Source organism: Bacillus manliponensis, assembly GCF_000712595.1.
Lineage (GTDB): Bacteria > Bacillota > Bacilli > Bacillales > Bacillaceae_G > Bacillus_A > Bacillus_A manliponensis.
Genome location: NZ_JOTN01000001.1, coordinates 144,855 through 162,045, shown reverse-complemented (window position 1 = coordinate 162,045; position 17,191 = coordinate 144,855). Strand labels below are relative to the sequence as shown.

General features: G+C 37.5%; 13 protein-coding genes. All 13 read left to right on the top strand.

The window, feature by feature from the left end:
• Window positions 1-34: 34 nt before the first annotated feature.
• The 13 genes from uvrB to BAMA_RS00650 all read left to right on the top strand — a co-directional run bounded on the left by uvrB (window position 35) and on the right by BAMA_RS00650 (window position 17,157).
• Window positions 35-2,017 (top strand): excinuclease ABC subunit UvrB, encoded by a 1,983-nt coding sequence (gene uvrB, locus BAMA_RS00710; protein ID WP_034635068.1) that lies wholly within the window; start codon window positions 35-37, stop codon window positions 2,015-2,017.
• A 6-nt stretch (window positions 2,018-2,023) separates the two neighbouring features.
• The gene (uvrA, locus tag BAMA_RS00705) at window positions 2,024-4,888 is read left to right on the top strand and encodes an excinuclease ABC subunit UvrA (RefSeq protein ID WP_034635066.1); all 2,865 of its coding nucleotides are present in this window, start codon (window positions 2,024-2,026) and stop codon (window positions 4,886-4,888) included.
• Window positions 4,889-5,011: 123 nt separating this feature from the next.
• Window positions 5,012-5,305, top strand: coding sequence for a magnetosome magnetite crystal formation protein family (locus tag BAMA_RS00700; RefSeq protein ID WP_034635063.1), 294 nt, complete (start codon window positions 5,012-5,014; stop codon window positions 5,303-5,305).
• Window positions 5,298-5,498 carry a PspC domain-containing protein gene (locus tag BAMA_RS00695; RefSeq protein ID WP_034635062.1) on the top strand — a complete coding sequence of 67 codons (201 nt, stop codon included), beginning with the start codon at window positions 5,298-5,300 and terminating at the stop codon, window positions 5,496-5,498. Before BAMA_RS00700 ends, BAMA_RS00695 begins: the two co-directional genes overlap by 8 nt.
• Window positions 5,495-5,869, top strand: a complete 375-nt coding sequence (locus BAMA_RS00690) for a phage holin family protein (RefSeq protein ID WP_034635059.1) — start codon at window positions 5,495-5,497, stop codon at window positions 5,867-5,869. Before BAMA_RS00695 ends, BAMA_RS00690 begins: the two co-directional genes overlap by 4 nt.
• A 189-nt stretch (window positions 5,870-6,058) precedes the next feature.
• Complete coding sequence (gene hprK / locus BAMA_RS00685; protein WP_034635051.1) at window positions 6,059-6,988, top strand: HPr(Ser) kinase/phosphatase; 930 nt, start codon at window positions 6,059-6,061, stop codon at window positions 6,986-6,988.
• A 20-nt stretch (window positions 6,989-7,008) separates the two neighbouring features.
• Entirely contained in the window at window positions 7,009-7,821 is an 813-nt protein-coding gene (gene lgt, locus BAMA_RS00680; RefSeq protein WP_034635049.1) for a prolipoprotein diacylglyceryl transferase, read from the top strand.
• A gap of 66 nt (window positions 7,822-7,887) precedes the next feature.
• On the top strand, window positions 7,888-8,535 hold the full coding sequence (gene ppaX / locus BAMA_RS00675; protein WP_034635048.1) for a pyrophosphatase PpaX: 648 nt from the start codon (window positions 7,888-7,890) through the stop codon (window positions 8,533-8,535).
• Between the two features lie 126 nt (window positions 8,536-8,661).
• Window positions 8,662-10,173 (top strand): tetratricopeptide repeat protein, encoded by a 1,512-nt coding sequence (locus BAMA_RS00670; RefSeq protein ID WP_034635046.1) that lies wholly within the window; start codon window positions 8,662-8,664, stop codon window positions 10,171-10,173.
• 79 nt (window positions 10,174-10,252) lie between these two features.
• Window positions 10,253-11,203 (top strand): thioredoxin-disulfide reductase, encoded by a 951-nt coding sequence (gene trxB, locus BAMA_RS00665; protein ID WP_034635044.1) that lies wholly within the window; start codon window positions 10,253-10,255, stop codon window positions 11,201-11,203.
• Between the two features lie 314 nt (window positions 11,204-11,517).
• Entirely contained in the window at window positions 11,518-12,750 is a 1,233-nt protein-coding gene (locus BAMA_RS00660) for a beta-ketoacyl-[acyl-carrier-protein] synthase family protein (protein ID WP_034635596.1), read from the top strand.
• Complete coding sequence (locus tag BAMA_RS00655) at window positions 12,747-15,833, top strand: efflux RND transporter permease subunit (protein ID WP_034635038.1); 3,087 nt, start codon at window positions 12,747-12,749, stop codon at window positions 15,831-15,833. The genes BAMA_RS00660 and BAMA_RS00655 overlap by 4 nt, the downstream gene beginning before the upstream one ends.
• A gap of 82 nt (window positions 15,834-15,915) precedes the next feature.
• Window positions 15,916-17,157, top strand: a complete 1,242-nt coding sequence (locus BAMA_RS00650; protein ID WP_034635036.1) for an MFS transporter — start codon at window positions 15,916-15,918, stop codon at window positions 17,155-17,157.
• Window positions 17,158-17,191 lie beyond the last annotated feature (34 nt).

Here is a 17,191-nt window from a genome sequence, read left to right as displayed (position 1 = left end):
ATAGTAGAGATTTTTGATGAGGAGGTCGGTGTTTTTGGAACAACAATTTGAGATTGTCTCACAATATTCCCCGCAAGGTGATCAGCCAAAGGCGATTCAAGAACTTGCGGAAGGGATTCGTAATGGGAAAAAACATCAAGTGTTGCTTGGAGCAACGGGAACGGGAAAGACATTTACGATTTCAAATGTCATTCAAGAAGTGAACAAACCAACACTTGTTATGGCGCATAATAAAACATTAGCAGGACAGTTATATAGTGAGTTGAAAGATTTCTTCCCAAATAATGCAGTGGAGTATTTTGTTAGTTATTACGATTATTATCAACCGGAAGCGTATGTACCACAAACGGATACGTTTATTGAGAAAGACGCGCAAATTAATGATGAAATCGATAAACTGCGCCACTCGGCAACCTCGTCATTATTTGAACGTAAAGACGTAATTATTGTAGCGAGTGTTTCTTGTATTTATGGTTTAGGTTCCCCAGAAGAGTATAGTGAGCTTGTTGTTTCGCTTCGTACTGGAATGGAAAAGGGACGTGATGAATTGCTGCATCAGCTTGTTGATGTTCAGTATGCACGCAATGATATTGACTTTAAGCGTGGAACATTCCGCGTGCGCGGTGATGTTGTTGAAATCTTCCCAGCATCCCGTGACGAGCATTGCATTCGTATTGAATTTTTTGGTGACGAAATAGATCGCATTCGCGAAATTGATGCATTAACAGGTGAAGTGATTGCTGAGCGTGAGCATGTTGCAATCTTCCCTGCATCTCACTTCGTTACGCGTGAAGAGAAGATGAAAGTAGCGATTAAAAATATTGAACAAGAGTTAGAAGAGCAGTTACAAAAGTTACGTGATAACGGAAAGTTATTGGAAGCACAGCGCCTAGAACAACGAACGCGTTACGACTTAGAAATGATGGGGGAAATGGGATTTTGCTCCGGCATTGAAAACTACTCCCGTCATTTAACGCTTCGCCCAGCAGGGTCAACACCGTATACGCTAATTGACTACTTCCCGGATGATTTCTTAATTGTAATGGATGAATCACATGTAACCGTACCACAAGTACGTGCAATGTATAACGGAGACCAAGCGCGTAAGCAAGTGCTTGTTGACCACGGATTCCGTTTACCGTCTGCTATGGATAATAGACCACTTATGTTTGAGGAATTTGAAGAGAAAACAAACCAAGTAGTATACGTATCTGCAACACCAGGACCTTATGAATTGGAACGTTCACCAGATGTTGTTGAACAAATTATTCGTCCAACAGGTCTGCTAGATCCAAATATTGATGTAAGGCCAATTGAAGGACAAATTGATGATTTATTAGCTGAAATTCAAGATCGCATTGCGAAAAATGAACGTGTTCTTGTAACGACGCTTACGAAAAAGATGTCGGAAGACTTAACAGATTACTTAAAAGAAATTGGTATTAAAGTAAACTACCTACACTCTGAAATTAAAACGTTAGAGCGAATTGAAATTATACGCGATCTTCGTTTAGGGAAATTTGATGTGTTAGTTGGGATTAACTTACTTCGTGAAGGTCTCGATATTCCGGAAGTGTCACTTGTTACAATTTTAGATGCGGATAAAGAAGGATTCCTTCGCTCTGAGCGTTCTCTTATTCAGACGATTGGCCGCGCAGCGCGTAATGAGAACGGCCATGTTATCATGTATGCAGACCGTATTACGAAGTCGATGGAAATCGCGATTCATGAAACGAAGCGTCGTCGCCAAATTCAAGAAGAATATAACGAAAAGCATGGTATTACGCCAAAGACAATTCAAAAAGGTGTGCGTGACGTAATCCGTGCAACGACAGCAGCTGAAGATGGAGAGCAGTACGAAGCAGCGCCACTTACTTCGAAAAAGATGACGAAGGAAGAGCGTGCGAATACGATTGCTCGTTTAGAGAAAGAAATGAAAGAAGCGGCAAAAGCGCTTGATTTCGAACGTGCAGCGCAGCTTCGTGATTCACTATTAGAATTAAAAGCAGAAGGGTGACGAGAGATGAGTAAAGATTTTATTGTTGTAAAAGGTGCAAGAGCACACAATTTAAAAAATATTGATGTCACCATTCCGAGAAATCAACTTGTTGTTGTGACGGGATTGTCCGGATCAGGGAAATCCTCTTTAGCATTTGATACGATTTATGCAGAAGGACAGCGCCGCTACGTAGAATCGTTATCAGCGTATGCGCGCCAGTTTTTAGGGCAAATGGATAAGCCAGATGTAGATGCGATTGAAGGTTTGTCACCTGCCATTTCTATCGATCAAAAAACGACGAGCCGCAATCCGCGTTCAACAGTTGGAACGGTAACAGAGATTTATGACTATTTACGTTTATTATTTGCGCGCATTGGAACGCCAATCTGTCCGAATCATGGCATTGAAATTACATCGCAAACGGTTGAACAAATGGTCGACCGCGTCCTGCAGTATCCGGAACGTACGAAGTTGCAAGTGCTTACGCCGATTGTATCTGGGCGTAAAGGAGCGCATGTAAAACTTCTTGAAGATATTAAAAAGCAAGGATACGTCCGTGTTCGTGTTAATGGCGAAATGATGGACGTATCAGAAGAAATTACGTTAGATAAAAATAAAAAGCACTCAATTGAAGTTGTCATAGACCGCATTGTTATAAAAGAAGGAATTGCATCACGCCTTGCGGACTCTTTAGAAGCAGCGCTAAAGCTTGGTGAAGGCCGTGTTTTAATTGATGTAATGGGAGAAGAAGAACTATTATTTAGCGAGCATCATGCATGCCCTCATTGTGGATTTTCAATTGGTGAGCTTGAGCCGCGCATGTTCTCTTTTAACAGTCCGTATGGTGCTTGTCCTTCTTGTGATGGGCTTGGATCGAAGCTTGAAGTCGATGAAGAGCTTGTTATACCAAACTGGGATCTATCGCTAAATAACCACGCGATTGCACCATGGGAGCCATCAAGTTCTCAATATTACCCGCAGTTATTAAAGTCTGTCTGTGACCATTATGGCATCGATATGGATATGCCGGTAAAGGATATACCGAAACATCTATTTGATAAAGTGTTATACGGGAGCGGTGACGACAAAATTTACTTCCGTTATGTTAATGATTTTGGACAAGTGAAAGAAAGCACGATTGTGTTTGAAGGTGTTATACCAAATATTGAGCGCCGTTATCGTGAAACGAGCTCCGATTACATTCGTGAACAAATGGAGAAGTACATGGCAGAACAAGCGTGTCCAAAATGTAAAGGTGGCCGCTTGAAACCAGAAAGCTTAGCGGTATTTGTTGGTGAGAGAACAATTGCAGAAGTGACGAAGTTCTCTGTACAAGAAGCGCATGATTTCTTTGCAAATATAGAACTGACAGAAAAACAGCAAAAAATTGCTCACTTAGTTTTACGTGAAATAGAGGAGCGTTTAAGTTTCTTAGTGAATGTTGGATTAGAATATTTAACGCTTAGCAGAGCCGCGGGGACGCTGTCGGGCGGAGAGGCGCAGCGCATTCGTTTAGCAACACAAATTGGCTCTCGTTTAACCGGCGTATTATACATTTTAGATGAGCCGTCCATCGGATTACATCAGCGCGATAATGATAGACTTATTCATACGCTTCAAGAGATGAGAGATTTAGGAAATACGTTAATTGTTGTTGAGCATGATGAAGATACGATGATGGCTGCAGATTACTTATTAGATATTGGTCCAGGTGCAGGAGTTCATGGCGGTCAAGTTGTATCAGCTGGAACGCCGAAAGAAGTAATGGACGATGAAGCTTCTTTAACAGGGCAATATTTAAGCGGGAAGAAATTCATTCCAGTTCCGCTCGAGCGCCGTAAAGGTGATGGACGTAAAGTTGAAATTATTGGTGCGAAGGAAAATAACTTAAAGAATGCGAAAATGTCATTCCCTCTAGGTACATTCGTTGCGGTAACAGGTGTGTCTGGATCAGGAAAAAGTACAATGATAAATGAAGTGCTATATAAAACACTTGCGCAAAAGTTATATAAAGCAAAAAGTAAACCAGGTGCTCATAAAGAAATTAAAGGGCTTGAGCATTTAGATAAGGTAATTGATATTGATCAGTCTCCAATTGGACGTACACCTCGTTCAAATCCAGCAACATACACGGGTGTATTTGATGATATTCGTGATGTATTTGCACAAACAAATGAGGCAAAAGTGCGTGGTTATCAAAAGGGGCGCTTTAGTTTTAACGTAAAAGGCGGCCGCTGCGAGGCTTGTCGTGGCGACGGTATTATTAAAATTGAAATGCACTTCTTACCAGATGTGTACGTACCGTGTGAAGTTTGTCACGGAAAACGTTATAATCGGGAAACATTGGACGTAAAATATAAAGATAAAAACATTTCTGATGTATTAGAAATGACAATTGAAAACGGTGTGGAATTCTTCGCAAATATCCCGAAAATTAAGCGCAAATTGCAAACACTTGTGGATGTAGGGCTTGGTTATATGACACTTGGTCAACCGGCGACAACATTATCGGGCGGAGAAGCACAGCGCGTTAAGCTTGCTTCTGAGCTGCATCGCCGTTCAACGGGACGTACGCTATATATTTTAGATGAACCAACGACAGGGTTACATGCTCATGATATTGCTCGTTTATTAAAGGTATTGCAGCGCCTTGTAGATAATGGTGAAACGGTCCTTGTAATCGAGCATAATTTAGACGTAATTAAAACAGCAGATTATATCGTTGATCTCGGTCCTGAAGGTGGAAATAAAGGTGGACAAATTGTTGCAGCTGGTACACCGGAGCAAGTTGTAGAAGAAGAGCGCTCATATACGGGTAAGTATTTAAAAGATATTTTAAATCGTGACAAAGCACGTATGAAAGACAAAGTAGAAGAAATAGTGCAATAAAGTGAAATTATTATCCTGGTTAACTGGGATAAAGAACGGGAATGAACCGTATACGGAAGATATATTCTTTTGTATACGGTTCTTTTTGGAAGAGGAGATGATGTTCTGAACTCTACGGATAAAATGTTAGCTGCAGGGTGTTATTTTAGTGTGTTCGTTGCTCCTTTTTTATTTCCTATCGTTGTGTACTTCGTTTCGCAGCATGAAATCGTAAGAAAACATGCAAAAAAAGCATTGATCTCACATGTGTTACCATTCTGTTGTTTCTTTGTGATGTTTTTGATGTTTCTTGTTTCTAATTCACTTGAACAAGCTGGGGTTGTTATGGTGGTTACGGTATTACTGTTTGGGCTTGTAAATCTTATCATCATTGTGTGGAATATCATAAAAGGTGTACAGGTGCTATCTCATGAGTAAATTGTATCGTTCTCATTATAATCGTACCGTTGCAGGTGTGTTAGGCGGCTTATCGGATTATACAAAAATTGATGCCTCTTTTCTTCGCATATTGTTTGTGCTTGGTGTTTTCTTTGGATTTGGCGTATTATTATTTGTATATATGATTTGGATTATCATTGTGCCAAGCGAAAAGGATGTGGAAAGAAAATGAGGTGGATCATATCGCTTCTTGTAAATAGCGTTGTGTTAATTGTTGTATCAGGTCTTTTAAAAATGATTACTCCTGACGCATTTCATATTGCCGATATACAAACAGCAATTATCGCTAGCGTCATTTTGGCGATTTTAAACGTATTTGTAAAACCACTCTTAATTATTATTACATTACCAATTACGGTACTTACTTTTGGGTTCTTCTTAATCGTTATTAATGCGATTACACTGACAATTACTGACTCTTTATTAGGTGACGCTTTTAATATATCAGGATTTAGCGTTGCGATTATCGCTTCAATCTTTATTTCTATTTTGAATATGCTGATCGATAGAGTGATTGTTGAGCCGTTAACGGATAAAAAATAAGCTGCCAATGGCAGCTTATTTTTTATGTCAACGGAAAGTGACTGAATTATGTCCAGCTTTGACTGAATCCACAAAGATGGCGAAGTGCTAATGAAAAACGCGCCGCTATCATTTCTTGTTTCCTATAAAAAATGATACAATATCGAATAGAGTGAAAACATGACTTATAAGTCACAGTGGAGGTTTATTATGCCAAAGGTTCGTACGAAAGATTTGATAGAGCAGTTCCACCTAGAGTTAGTGAGCGGTGAGGAAGGGATTCATCGTCCGATTGATACGAGTGATTTGTCGCGCCCTGGTATTGAGATGGCGGGGTTCTTTACATATTATCCAGCTGATCGTGTACAGCTTCTTGGAAAGACAGAGATTACGTTTTTTCATACGTTAACGAAAGAGCAAAAGGAAGTAAGGTCAAAGGCAATTTGTACAGAGGAGACACCTTGTATTATTGTAACGCGTGATCAAGAAGTACCAGAAGAGTTATTAACAGCATCTCGTGAGTCGGGTGTACCTTTACTTCGTTCGTTGCAAACGACGACGCGTTTATCAAGTCGTTTAACGAATTATTTAGAGAGTAAGCTTGCACCAACGACGGCGGTTCACGGTGTATTAGTTGATATATATGGAGTTGGCGTATTAATTACAGGACAAAGTGGTGTTGGTAAAAGTGAGACAGCGCTTGAGCTTGTAAAGCGTGGTCATCGTCTTGTTGCGGACGATAGTGTAGAAATTCGTCAAGAAGATGAAGATACGTTAGTTGGTAGTTCGCCAGATTTAATTGAACATTTATTAGAAATTCGTGGTTTAGGTATCATTAACGTTATGACGTTATTTGGTGCGGGTGCGGTTCGTAACCATAAGCGCATTTCTTTAATTATTAATCTTGAGATTTGGGATCAAAAGAAAAACTATGATCGCCTTGGTCTCGATGAAGAAAAGATGAAAATTATTGATACAGATGTGACGAAAATTACGTTGCCAGTACGACCAGGCCGAAACTTAGCGGTTATTATTGAAGTAGCAGCTATGAACTTTAGATTGAAGCGCATGGGTGTCAATGCAGCACAGCAATTTTCAGAGCGCTTAATGAGTGCGATTGAAGTAGGTAAACAAGACTAATAGTGAAGGGAGTAATGGGTATGTTGTTAGCATCTGTTCCACAGCTTGACCGAATTGCGATTCAGCTTGGACCGTTTCCGATTTACTGGTATGGTGTTATTATCGGTACAGCTGTGCTTCTTGGACTGTGGTTAGCAGTTCGTGAAGGAGAGAAGCGTGGTATTCCAAAAGATACATTCGTTGATTTAGTATTAATTGCTGTGCCGATTGCGATTTTATGTGCCAGATTGTATTACGTTATATTTGAATGGGAGTATTACTCACAATATCCGAGTCAAATTCTTAGCATTCGCCAAGGTGGACTTGCCATTCATGGTGGTTTAATTGGAGCTGTTGTGACGGGAGTGGTCTTTGCGAAAATGCGTGGCCTTTCATTTTGGAAACTGGCTGATATCGCAGCGCCAAGTATTTTGCTTGGGCAAGCAATTGGACGCTGGGGAAACTTTATGAACCAAGAAGCACATGGTGATGAAGTAACGAGACAGTTCCTCGAAGGCTTACATTTACCGGATTTCATTATTAACCAAATGTATATTGATGGTGTGTATTATCATCCAACATTCTTATATGAATCGTTATGGAATATTGCGGGTGTAATTGTTTTACTTTTATTAAGAAAAGTAAATTTACGCCGCGGCGAGCTGTTTTTCACATATGTCATTTGGTATTCGTTCGGTCGTTTCTTCATCGAAGGAATGCGTACAGATAGCTTAATGATTGGCGGACTACGCGTTGCACAAATGATGTCAATTGGTTTAATTGTTGCTGCTATCCTTTTTATTATTGTAAGAAGAGTAATGGGGCATTCTAAGAAGAGGTATTTAGAATCATAAATGAGTAGCGCCTATCATAGGCGCTGCTTCTTTCATATGCAGGGAATTTGAGGAAGGATGGAGAACATGAAAATAAACACAGTACTATTTGATTTAGATGGGACACTTATTAATACAAATGAATTGATTATTTCTTCTTTTTTACATACGTTACATACGTACTATCCGAATCAATATAAAAGAGAAGATGTATTGCCGTTTATCGGTCCGTCTCTTCATGATACATTTAGCTCAATTGATAAAGATCGTGTAGAAGAATTGATTCAATGTTATCGTCAGTTTAATCATGACCATCACGATGAGTTAGTTGAAGAATATGAAACCGTTTACGATACAGTGAAAATATTGCGTGAAAAAGGATATAAAATTGGAATCGTAACAACGAAAATTAGAGAAACGACGAATATGGGACTGAAGCTTACAAAGTTAGATTCATTTTTTGATGTCATTGTCACAATTGATGATGTTGAAAATGTAAAGCCACATCCAGAGCCGATTCAAAAAGCAATTCGTTTATTAGAAGCAAAGCCAGAAGAAACGTTGATGGTTGGAGATAATCATCATGATATCGTTGGCGGGAAAAATGCAGGAGTGAAAACAGCAGCTGTAGCGTGGACGATTAAAGGAAGAGAATATTTAGAGTCGTACAATCCAGACTATGTACTTGAAAAAATGAGCGATTTGTTACCAATCATAACAAAAGAGGAATGTTAAATCATTCCTCTTGGTTTTGTGAATAAAAAGGAAGAATTTGAGTATAATATATTGTTTTGTTTTTGGGGGAATCGTTTATACTTATATATACAGGAAAAGTATGACCGAAGAAACGATGGAGGATATATGGGGAAAAAACAAGAACTTAGAAAAGATAGCGGACAAGTTATCTCGTTTAATCAATTAGCTGATTTCTTTTATAAAAAAGGAATGCGGGCATATCAAAACCATAAGCTAGAAGATGCAGTGAAATATTTAAGACGAGCGGCACAAGGTGAAAGTGAGCCGTTTATTTTATGCCAATTGGCGACCGCATTATCGGAGACGGGAGAGTATCAAGAGTCAAATCAGTTGCTGCTAAAATTGATTCGTACGAATAAAGATATGGAGCAGTGTTACTACTTTCTAGCAAATAATTTTGCGTATCTTGGATTATTTCAACAGGCGAAGAAGTATGCGGAACAATATTTAGAAGTAGCAGAAGATAAAGAATTTGTTGAAGAGACTCTTGAACTGTTAGAGATTATGGAAGAGGAAGGCATTGGAGAAGATGACTTCGAAGGTGAAGATGAGTTAATCTTAATGCAAGAGCAAGCGAACGGTTATATTCGAAACGGACAATTAGAAGAAGCGATTGCATTGCTGGAGACTGTAACGACGCAGTATCCAGAGTTTTGGTCAGGGCATAACAATTTAGCGATTGCACATTTTCAGTTAGGGAACGTGGACAAAGCTTTAAAGCTAACGGAAATGATTTTAGAGAAAAATCCAGGGAATATACATGCTCTTTGTAATACGCTCATTTTTCTATATTCTATTGGTGAAAGTAAGCAAGTAGAGCGCCTAGCAAGCCAGCTGGAGAGCGTATACCCAATGTCATTTGAACATCGTTTGAAATTGGGGACGACATTTGCGACAATTGGAAAGTTTGAGCCAGCTTATAGATGGTTAAAACTCCTAAAGCGTCAAGGGTATGAAGGTGATGTTAGCTTTTATTACTGGTTTGCATATTCAGCGTATATGGTGAAAGATGAAGTTACAGCTGAAAAAATGTGGGAACATGTCGTGGAGCTACATCCAGATAAAAAAGATAAAGAACCGTGGAATACACTAAATTTAGTGGATGACACACAAAATGTTTTGTTTCATGAGTTAGAGCAATCATTCCGAAATAGCGAGACGTTAGAAGAGCAGATGTTAGCTCTTTATTTAATGAATGAATTAACAACGCCAGAAAAAGTCGGCTTTTTCTTTGATGTTATGCAGTCGGCAAAGCGCATTCCAATTGTTTCACAGCTCGCAAAATACTTTTTCTTAACGAATAGTAATAAGAGTCTTCCGAAAGAAATGAAGGCGTTTGAGCATTGTGTTCATATAGCAGACGCGTTGTATAATTACACGAAAAAAGATGATGCTTTAATTGAAGAGTGTCTACATTATTGGTTCTGTACGTTTATTCGTTTGTACACAGAAGGAAAAGTATTTACAAATGTGTATGCCTTTGCGGCAGCGGTAGAGTATGTTGTGCGTGGTGAGCAATGCGAAAAGATGACGCAGGCTGAAATAGGGAATATATATAATATATCGGCAGCGACTGTGAGAAAGTACGTACAGGCGGTTAGACGCGCGCACGCATAAGCATATGAGTAGGAAAAAGTATGCCAAATGAGTATAATGAAGGTACAAAATGAGCGAAAACGAATAGGAGCTGAATACTGTGTCAGAAGAAAAGATCTATGATGTCATTATTATCGGAGCTGGGCCAGCGGGGATGACGGCTGCTGTTTACACGTCCCGTTCGAACTTAAGTACACTTATGCTTGAGCGTGGTATTCCAGGCGGACAAATGGCAAATACAGAAGAAGTAGAAAACTATCCTGGTTACGATCATATTTTAGGACCGGATTTATCAAATAAAATGTTTGATCACGCGAAGAAATTTGGTGCAGAGTATGCATACGGCGATGTGAAAGAGATCATCGACGGTAAAGAATATAAAACAGTAATCGCTGGTAAAAAAGAATACAAAGCACGTGCAATCATTATTGCAAGCGGTGCAGAGTACAAAAAGATTGGTGTACCGGGTGAAAAAGAACTTGGTGGCCGCGGTGTATCATACTGTGCAGTATGTGACGGTGCATTTTTCAAAGATAAAGAGCTTGTTGTTATTGGTGGCGGCGACTCTGCAGTTGAAGAAGGCGTATACTTAACGCGCTTTGCAACGAAAGTAACAGTTGTTCACCGCCGTGATGAATTACGTGCACAAAAGATTTTACAAGATCGTGCATTCCAAAATGAAAAAGTTGATTTCATTTGGAATCACACTGTAAAAGAAATTAACGAATCAAATGGAAAAGTAGGTAGCGTTACACTTGTTGATGTAAACAGCGGAGAAGAGACAGAGTTCAAAACAGACGGTGTCTTCATCTACATCGGTATGCTTCCACTTTCTAAACCATTTGCAGAGTTAGGTATTACGAATGAAAATGGCTACATTGAAACGAATGAGCGTATGGAAACACGTGTACCTGGTATCTTTGCAGCAGGAGACATTCGTGAGAAAATGCTTCGCCAAATCGTAACAGCAACTGGTGACGGAAGTATTGCAGCACAAAGTGCACAGCATTACGTAGAAGAGTTATTAGAAGAACTGAAAGTTGAAAAGTAAGCTTTTAATAAGGCTTATTCTTTAGTTTTACGTTATGGGTTTGAAAATTAATTCAAGCCCATTTTTTATTTATAGAGTTTAGGAATTGTGTCGTAATTATATAATTTATAGAAAAAACAGCCATTCTGTTGAAAGTATTTGATGACAGAATGGCTGTTTTTTATTTGACAATAATTTTTGGTGGATTATGAATATAAAGAAATAAAAAATTGATTTATTTAGATCGAAAATTATGCGGGATATACGGGGGTTTTATTTCCATTAAATTTTTACAATGGGAAATGAAAGAAAAACTATTTGAGGGGAGCGAGGAATTGAAACCAAGAGTAGTAGTTACAGGGTATGGAGTTGTGACACCAATTGGAAATAATGTTACAGATTTTTGGAATAGCTTACTGAATGGGAAAAGTGGTGCAGGAAAAATTCTTTCTTTTAATACAAAGGAATTTGCTACAAAAATTGCAGCTGAAGTGAGGGGAATCAAAAAGGAAGAAAATTTAGATGGATTCGCGCAGTTTGCCTTATCTGCAGCCTTAGAGGCTTGGCGAAATTCTGGATTAGAAAGTTATCAAATAGACCCATATCGTGTTGGTGTTCTAGTTGGCTCAAGTAATGGGGGAGAACAGTATGTACAAGATAATTATCTTGCCTATATCAAGCATGGTATTAAGGAAATAGATGCTAATAAATTTGTAGGTAGCATGATTAACTATGTACCAGCTATGCTTGCTAAAAGGTTTGGGGTGCAAGGAGTCTCATATGCTTTATCAACCGCTTGTGCAACTGGGGTAAATACGGTCGGAGAATCTGTAAGGATAATCCAAGATGGTATAGCAGATGTTATGGTTGCGGGTGGCACTGAGGATGGTATTAAAGAATTAAATGTTGCTGGACTTGCAAGGATAAATGCAATGACGAGAAGGAATGAAGAGCCAACTATGGCAAGTAGGCCCTTTGATAGAGATAGGGACGGCTTTTTGTTGGGAGCAGGGGCTGGAATTATTATTTTGGAAAGTCTAGAACATGCGCAAAAGAGAAATGCACCTATTTATGCTGAAATTGTAGGATACGGTTGCAATACAGATAGTTATCATATTACAGCTCCTAATCCAGAGGGAATAATGCCAGCTTTAGCGATGCATCAGGCCTTGGATGAAGCAAATATTGCTCCTAATGAAATAGATTATATAAATGCGCACGGCACAGGTACTATATATAACGACATTATGGAAAACAACGCTATTCACAGGGCGTTTGGGGAATATGGAAAAAGAGTCCCTATTAACGCTATTAAGTCTTTAACAGGACACATGTTAGGGGCTTCAGGCACAGTTGAAATTATTTCTACGATTTTATCGATGCAGCATAACATTATTCCTAGAACTGTCAATTGTGATCACTTAGATGAAGAGGTTTCATTAAATATTATTCGAGAGGAGAATTTTAATTGTGTTATTGATGTTGCTATGAGTAACTCATTTGGATTTGGTGGGAACAATGTAAGTATAGTGTTGAAAAAATATGATATGAATGGAGAAAATGCATGAAATCAGTTATTGAATTCTCGATTAAAAATAAACTTGCCGTTTGGATTGTAACATGCTTTATTATCGTATTTGGAACATATGCGGGATTTTCTATGAAACTAGAAACAATTCCAAATATCAATGAGCCACTGGTGAATATTACAACTGTATACCCTGGAACTTCACCAGAAGAAGTATTGAATAAAGTAACAGAACCTATTGAGAAGAAATTATCGAATTTAGAAGGTGTAGAAAATATTACATCTACTTCATTAGAGGGAGCTTCTACAATAGCAATCCAGTACGATTTTAAGACAGATATGGAAAAAGCAGAAAGTGAGATAAAGGAAATTGTTTCTAAAATAGAACTCCCGGAAGGAGCGCAAAATCCAGACATTGCAAGGGTTAATTTTAATGATCTACCTGTATACGTATTATCTTTAACTGATAGTAAAAGAGGATTAGAAGATTTAAGCAAACTAGCTGAGAAGGAAATCGTACCTGAGCTTGAAGGAGTAGCAGGTGTTTCTAATGTTAAAGTTGTTGGAAAACAAAATAAAGAAGTGGAAATTAAATTTCAACAAGATAAATTAGAACAATATGGTTTGCAACCACAAGAGGTAACAACATACTTAAAAACGGTTAAAAATGATGTGAATTTAGGAATGCAAGTGCTTGATGGTAAGGAAAAAGTTATTAAAGTTAATGGAAATGGAGATAGTGTCGAAACAATTAGTGATTTACGTATACCTATTATTTCAACTGTATTGAATAATGAAATCACAAATTCTGAAAATGTTCCTTCTGTTTCTTTAAAAGAGATTGCAGATGTAAAAATGGTTGAGAAGGCACAGTCTGTCTCTAGGACTAATGGAAAAGAAGGTATTAGTATTGAGGTATCTCAGAGTCGTAGTGGTAATACAGTAGAGGTTGTAGAAGGTGTAAAAAAAGAACTTAAAAAATTAGAAAATAAGAACAAATCATTAGAGTTTAACTCTGTTTTAGATAGTGGGAAACCGATTGAAGACTCTGTCGGGATGATGCTAAACAAAACATTAATGGGTGCGGCCTTTGCGATATTAATTATTCTAATGTTTCTAAGAGATATTAAGTCGACAATCATTGCGGTTATTTCTATACCTTTGTCACTAATTATTTCTTTAATTTTATTAAAACAGCTAGATATTACTTTAAATCTAATGACATTAGGAGCTATGACAGTTGCTATTGGGCGTGTCATAGATGATTCCATTGTAGTTATAGAGAACATATATAGACGTATGACTCTAGCAGGAGAGAAATTAAGTGGTGCAAAATTAATTAAGGCTGCCACTTCAGAGATGTTTTCATCTATTATGTCCTCTACGATCGTAACAGTTGCTGTGTTCCTGCCACTAGGTCTAGTTGATGGACCGGTTGGAGAGTTATTTATGCCATTTGGATTAACTATTGTCTTTGCACTATTAGCTTCACTATTAGTTTCAATTACTGTCGTGCCTATGATGGCACATTTAATGCTTAAGAAAAAAGCGGGAGTGGTTGAGAAAGAATCTTCAAAGAAATCAATTACAGGTTACTACAAAGTACTGAATTGGAGTTTAAATCATAAGTTAGTTACGTTCTTTCTTGCTAGCGCGTTATTTGTGGGCAGTATATTCTTAATCCCAGCTATTGGGGTTAGCTTCATTGGATCAAGTGGTGACAAAATGATACTAGCGACATATAACCCAGTATCTGGATCTACAGAGGATACGATTAATAGTGATGTGAAAAAAGCAGAAGAATATCTATTAAAAAGAAAGAATATTAAGATGGTTCAGGCATCTTATGGTGCAGGAAACCCTTTAAATCCAGCAGATACGAAGCAAGTAATGTTTTTTATTACTTATAAAGATGGTTTAAAAGATATAAACAAAGAACAAAAGGCGATTGTCAAGGATCTAAAGAAAATGCATGAGGGTGAATGGGGCTTCCAAAGCTCAGGTAGTAGCAATGGTAAAGTGGATGTTTTTGTTTACGGAAAGACTGTTGAAGACATTCGTCCAGTTGCGGATGAAGTTAAAGGTAATTTATCAAAGAATGAGAATTTAGCCAATGTCAAATTAGATTTGTCCGATTCTTTAAATCAAGTGAACTTTAATTTGGACACAGAAAAAATGACTGATTTTGGGATTCGACCGGAGCAAGTATTTGGGAAATTAGTTCCGCCTAAAGAAGAAAAAATTGGAATTTTGGAAGTCGATGGGCAAGAAGCAGAAATTAAAGTTGTAGAAGGGACTGTTTTAACTAATCAAGAAGAGTTAGTAAGTCAACAATTGCCTACAATGTTGAATCAAAAGGTAGCTTTGAATGAAATATTAGATGGAGAAGTAAGTGAGGTTCCAGCTTTTATTACAAAACAGAATGGGGAAGTTTATACAAAAGTATCAGCTGAGATAACAGATAAAGACGTTGGAAAGGTTACAAAAAGTATTGAAAAAGAAATGGACAAATTGTCGGTACCAGCTGGTGTGAAAATCAATATTGGTGGAGTGACAGAGCAAATTGATGAATCTTTTACACAATTGGGAATTGCAATGATTAGTGCAATTGTCATTGTATACTTTGTTCTAGTTGTTACTTTCGGTGGAGGATTAGCACCGTTAGCTATATTGTTTTCTTTACCATATGCATTAATTGGAAGTTTGGTAGGACTGTTAATCGCGAAGGAACCAATTAGCATTTCAGTAATGATTGGTACACTTATGTTAATTGGAATTGTTGTAACTAATGCTGTGGTATTAATAGATCGAGTGATTCGAAATCAAGAACAAGGTATTCCAATAAGAGAAGCAATCCTTGAAGCTGGGGTAACGAGGTTACGACCAATTTTAATGACTGCCATTGCAACAATAGGAGCATTATCTCCATTGCTTTTTGGAGGAGTATCAGACGGAAGTGGATTAATTTCAAAGGGACTAGGAATTACAGTAATCGGTGGGTTGACTTCTTCAACAATACTAACACTAGTGATTGTTCCTGTTGTATATGAAGCATTAATGAAGCTCAATTACAAATTCTTTAAAAAGAGTAAGGACAAAAAAGAATTTAAGATTGGTGCTTAGCAAAGAAGGGCTAGGCCCTTCTTTTTTATAGATGAAAGCCGAAAGTATAGCGACCTACAAATAAGAAAGAGGAGTAGATAATATGGAAGCTATGGTGAAGTATGAAGAATATTCATCATCTCTCGTTAGAAATAAAGCTTTTCTTTTACTATTAATTGCCACCGGCTTTTCCAGTTTAGGAGCTTCAATGTTTATCTTTACACAAACGTGGTATATAGTGAAGGATTTAAATTTAGGAGCAGCTGTGGGAGCTGTTATGATTAGTTCGAGTATTTCCCAAATGTTATTTCTTTTTATAGGAGGGGTTGTTGCAGATCATTGGAATAAATCAAAGGTACTGCTCCTATCTGATTTAATTAGAACAATTTTGGTAAGTTCTATCGTTTTAATATTTATTCTGTTTAATAAGGTTCCGCTAGTGACCTTTATTATTTATGCATTTTTATTTGGTGTACTAAGTGCATTTTTTAATCCTACTCGAGATTCAATAATACCTCTAATAGTTCATTCGTCTCAACTTGCAAGGGCAAATTCTATCATTTATACCACTAATCAGTTATCAGTAATTATAGGACCATTTGTAGGGGGGATAATAATAGGGGAATTTAGCTATACTATAGCATTTATATTTGTTGCTAGTATGTTGTTACTAAGTACAATTACGGTTTCGATGGTTAATATTCAAAATGATGAAAAGAAAAATGTAAAGGAAATGAAAATTAGTAAAGAAGTTCGTGAAGGGATTAAATACTTACGTAAATCTAGTGTTTTATCATCACTTTTATTTATCTCTATTTTTGTAAACTTTTTTATTGTTGGTCCTCTTTTCATTGGGCTTCCTATTTTTGTAGATACAGTATTAAAGGGAGGAGCGATGCACTACAGTTTTTTAGAGGGAAGTTTATCAGTTGGAGTACTAGTAGGATCTATAATTATGGTATTACTTAATATCAAGAAAAGAAGAGGGAAACTAGTTCTTATGCTTCTTTTATGTTTATCAGTAAGCTTTTTAATATTTAGTAAGTCCACAGAACTTTGGACTAGTGTAATTGTGTTGTGTGTAGTTGGAATGTTGATACAAATGACGATCATTCCTGTTATTAGTATTATTCAGAATTTTACTGAAGAGGAATATATGGGAAGAATTATGAGTTTGCTTACTTTATCATCGATGGGATTGATACCACTTTCTTATGGGCTTACATCGCTTCTTCTTATGTGGAATGTTGAAATCTTAAATATTATTTTTGGTTGTGGTATTTCTTTGCTAGGATTATCAATTGTCTTTTGGTTTTTATATCCAGTAATGTATAAAATTGATTAGGTCTTTTATTTGTAATAAGTAATAGTGAGATGAA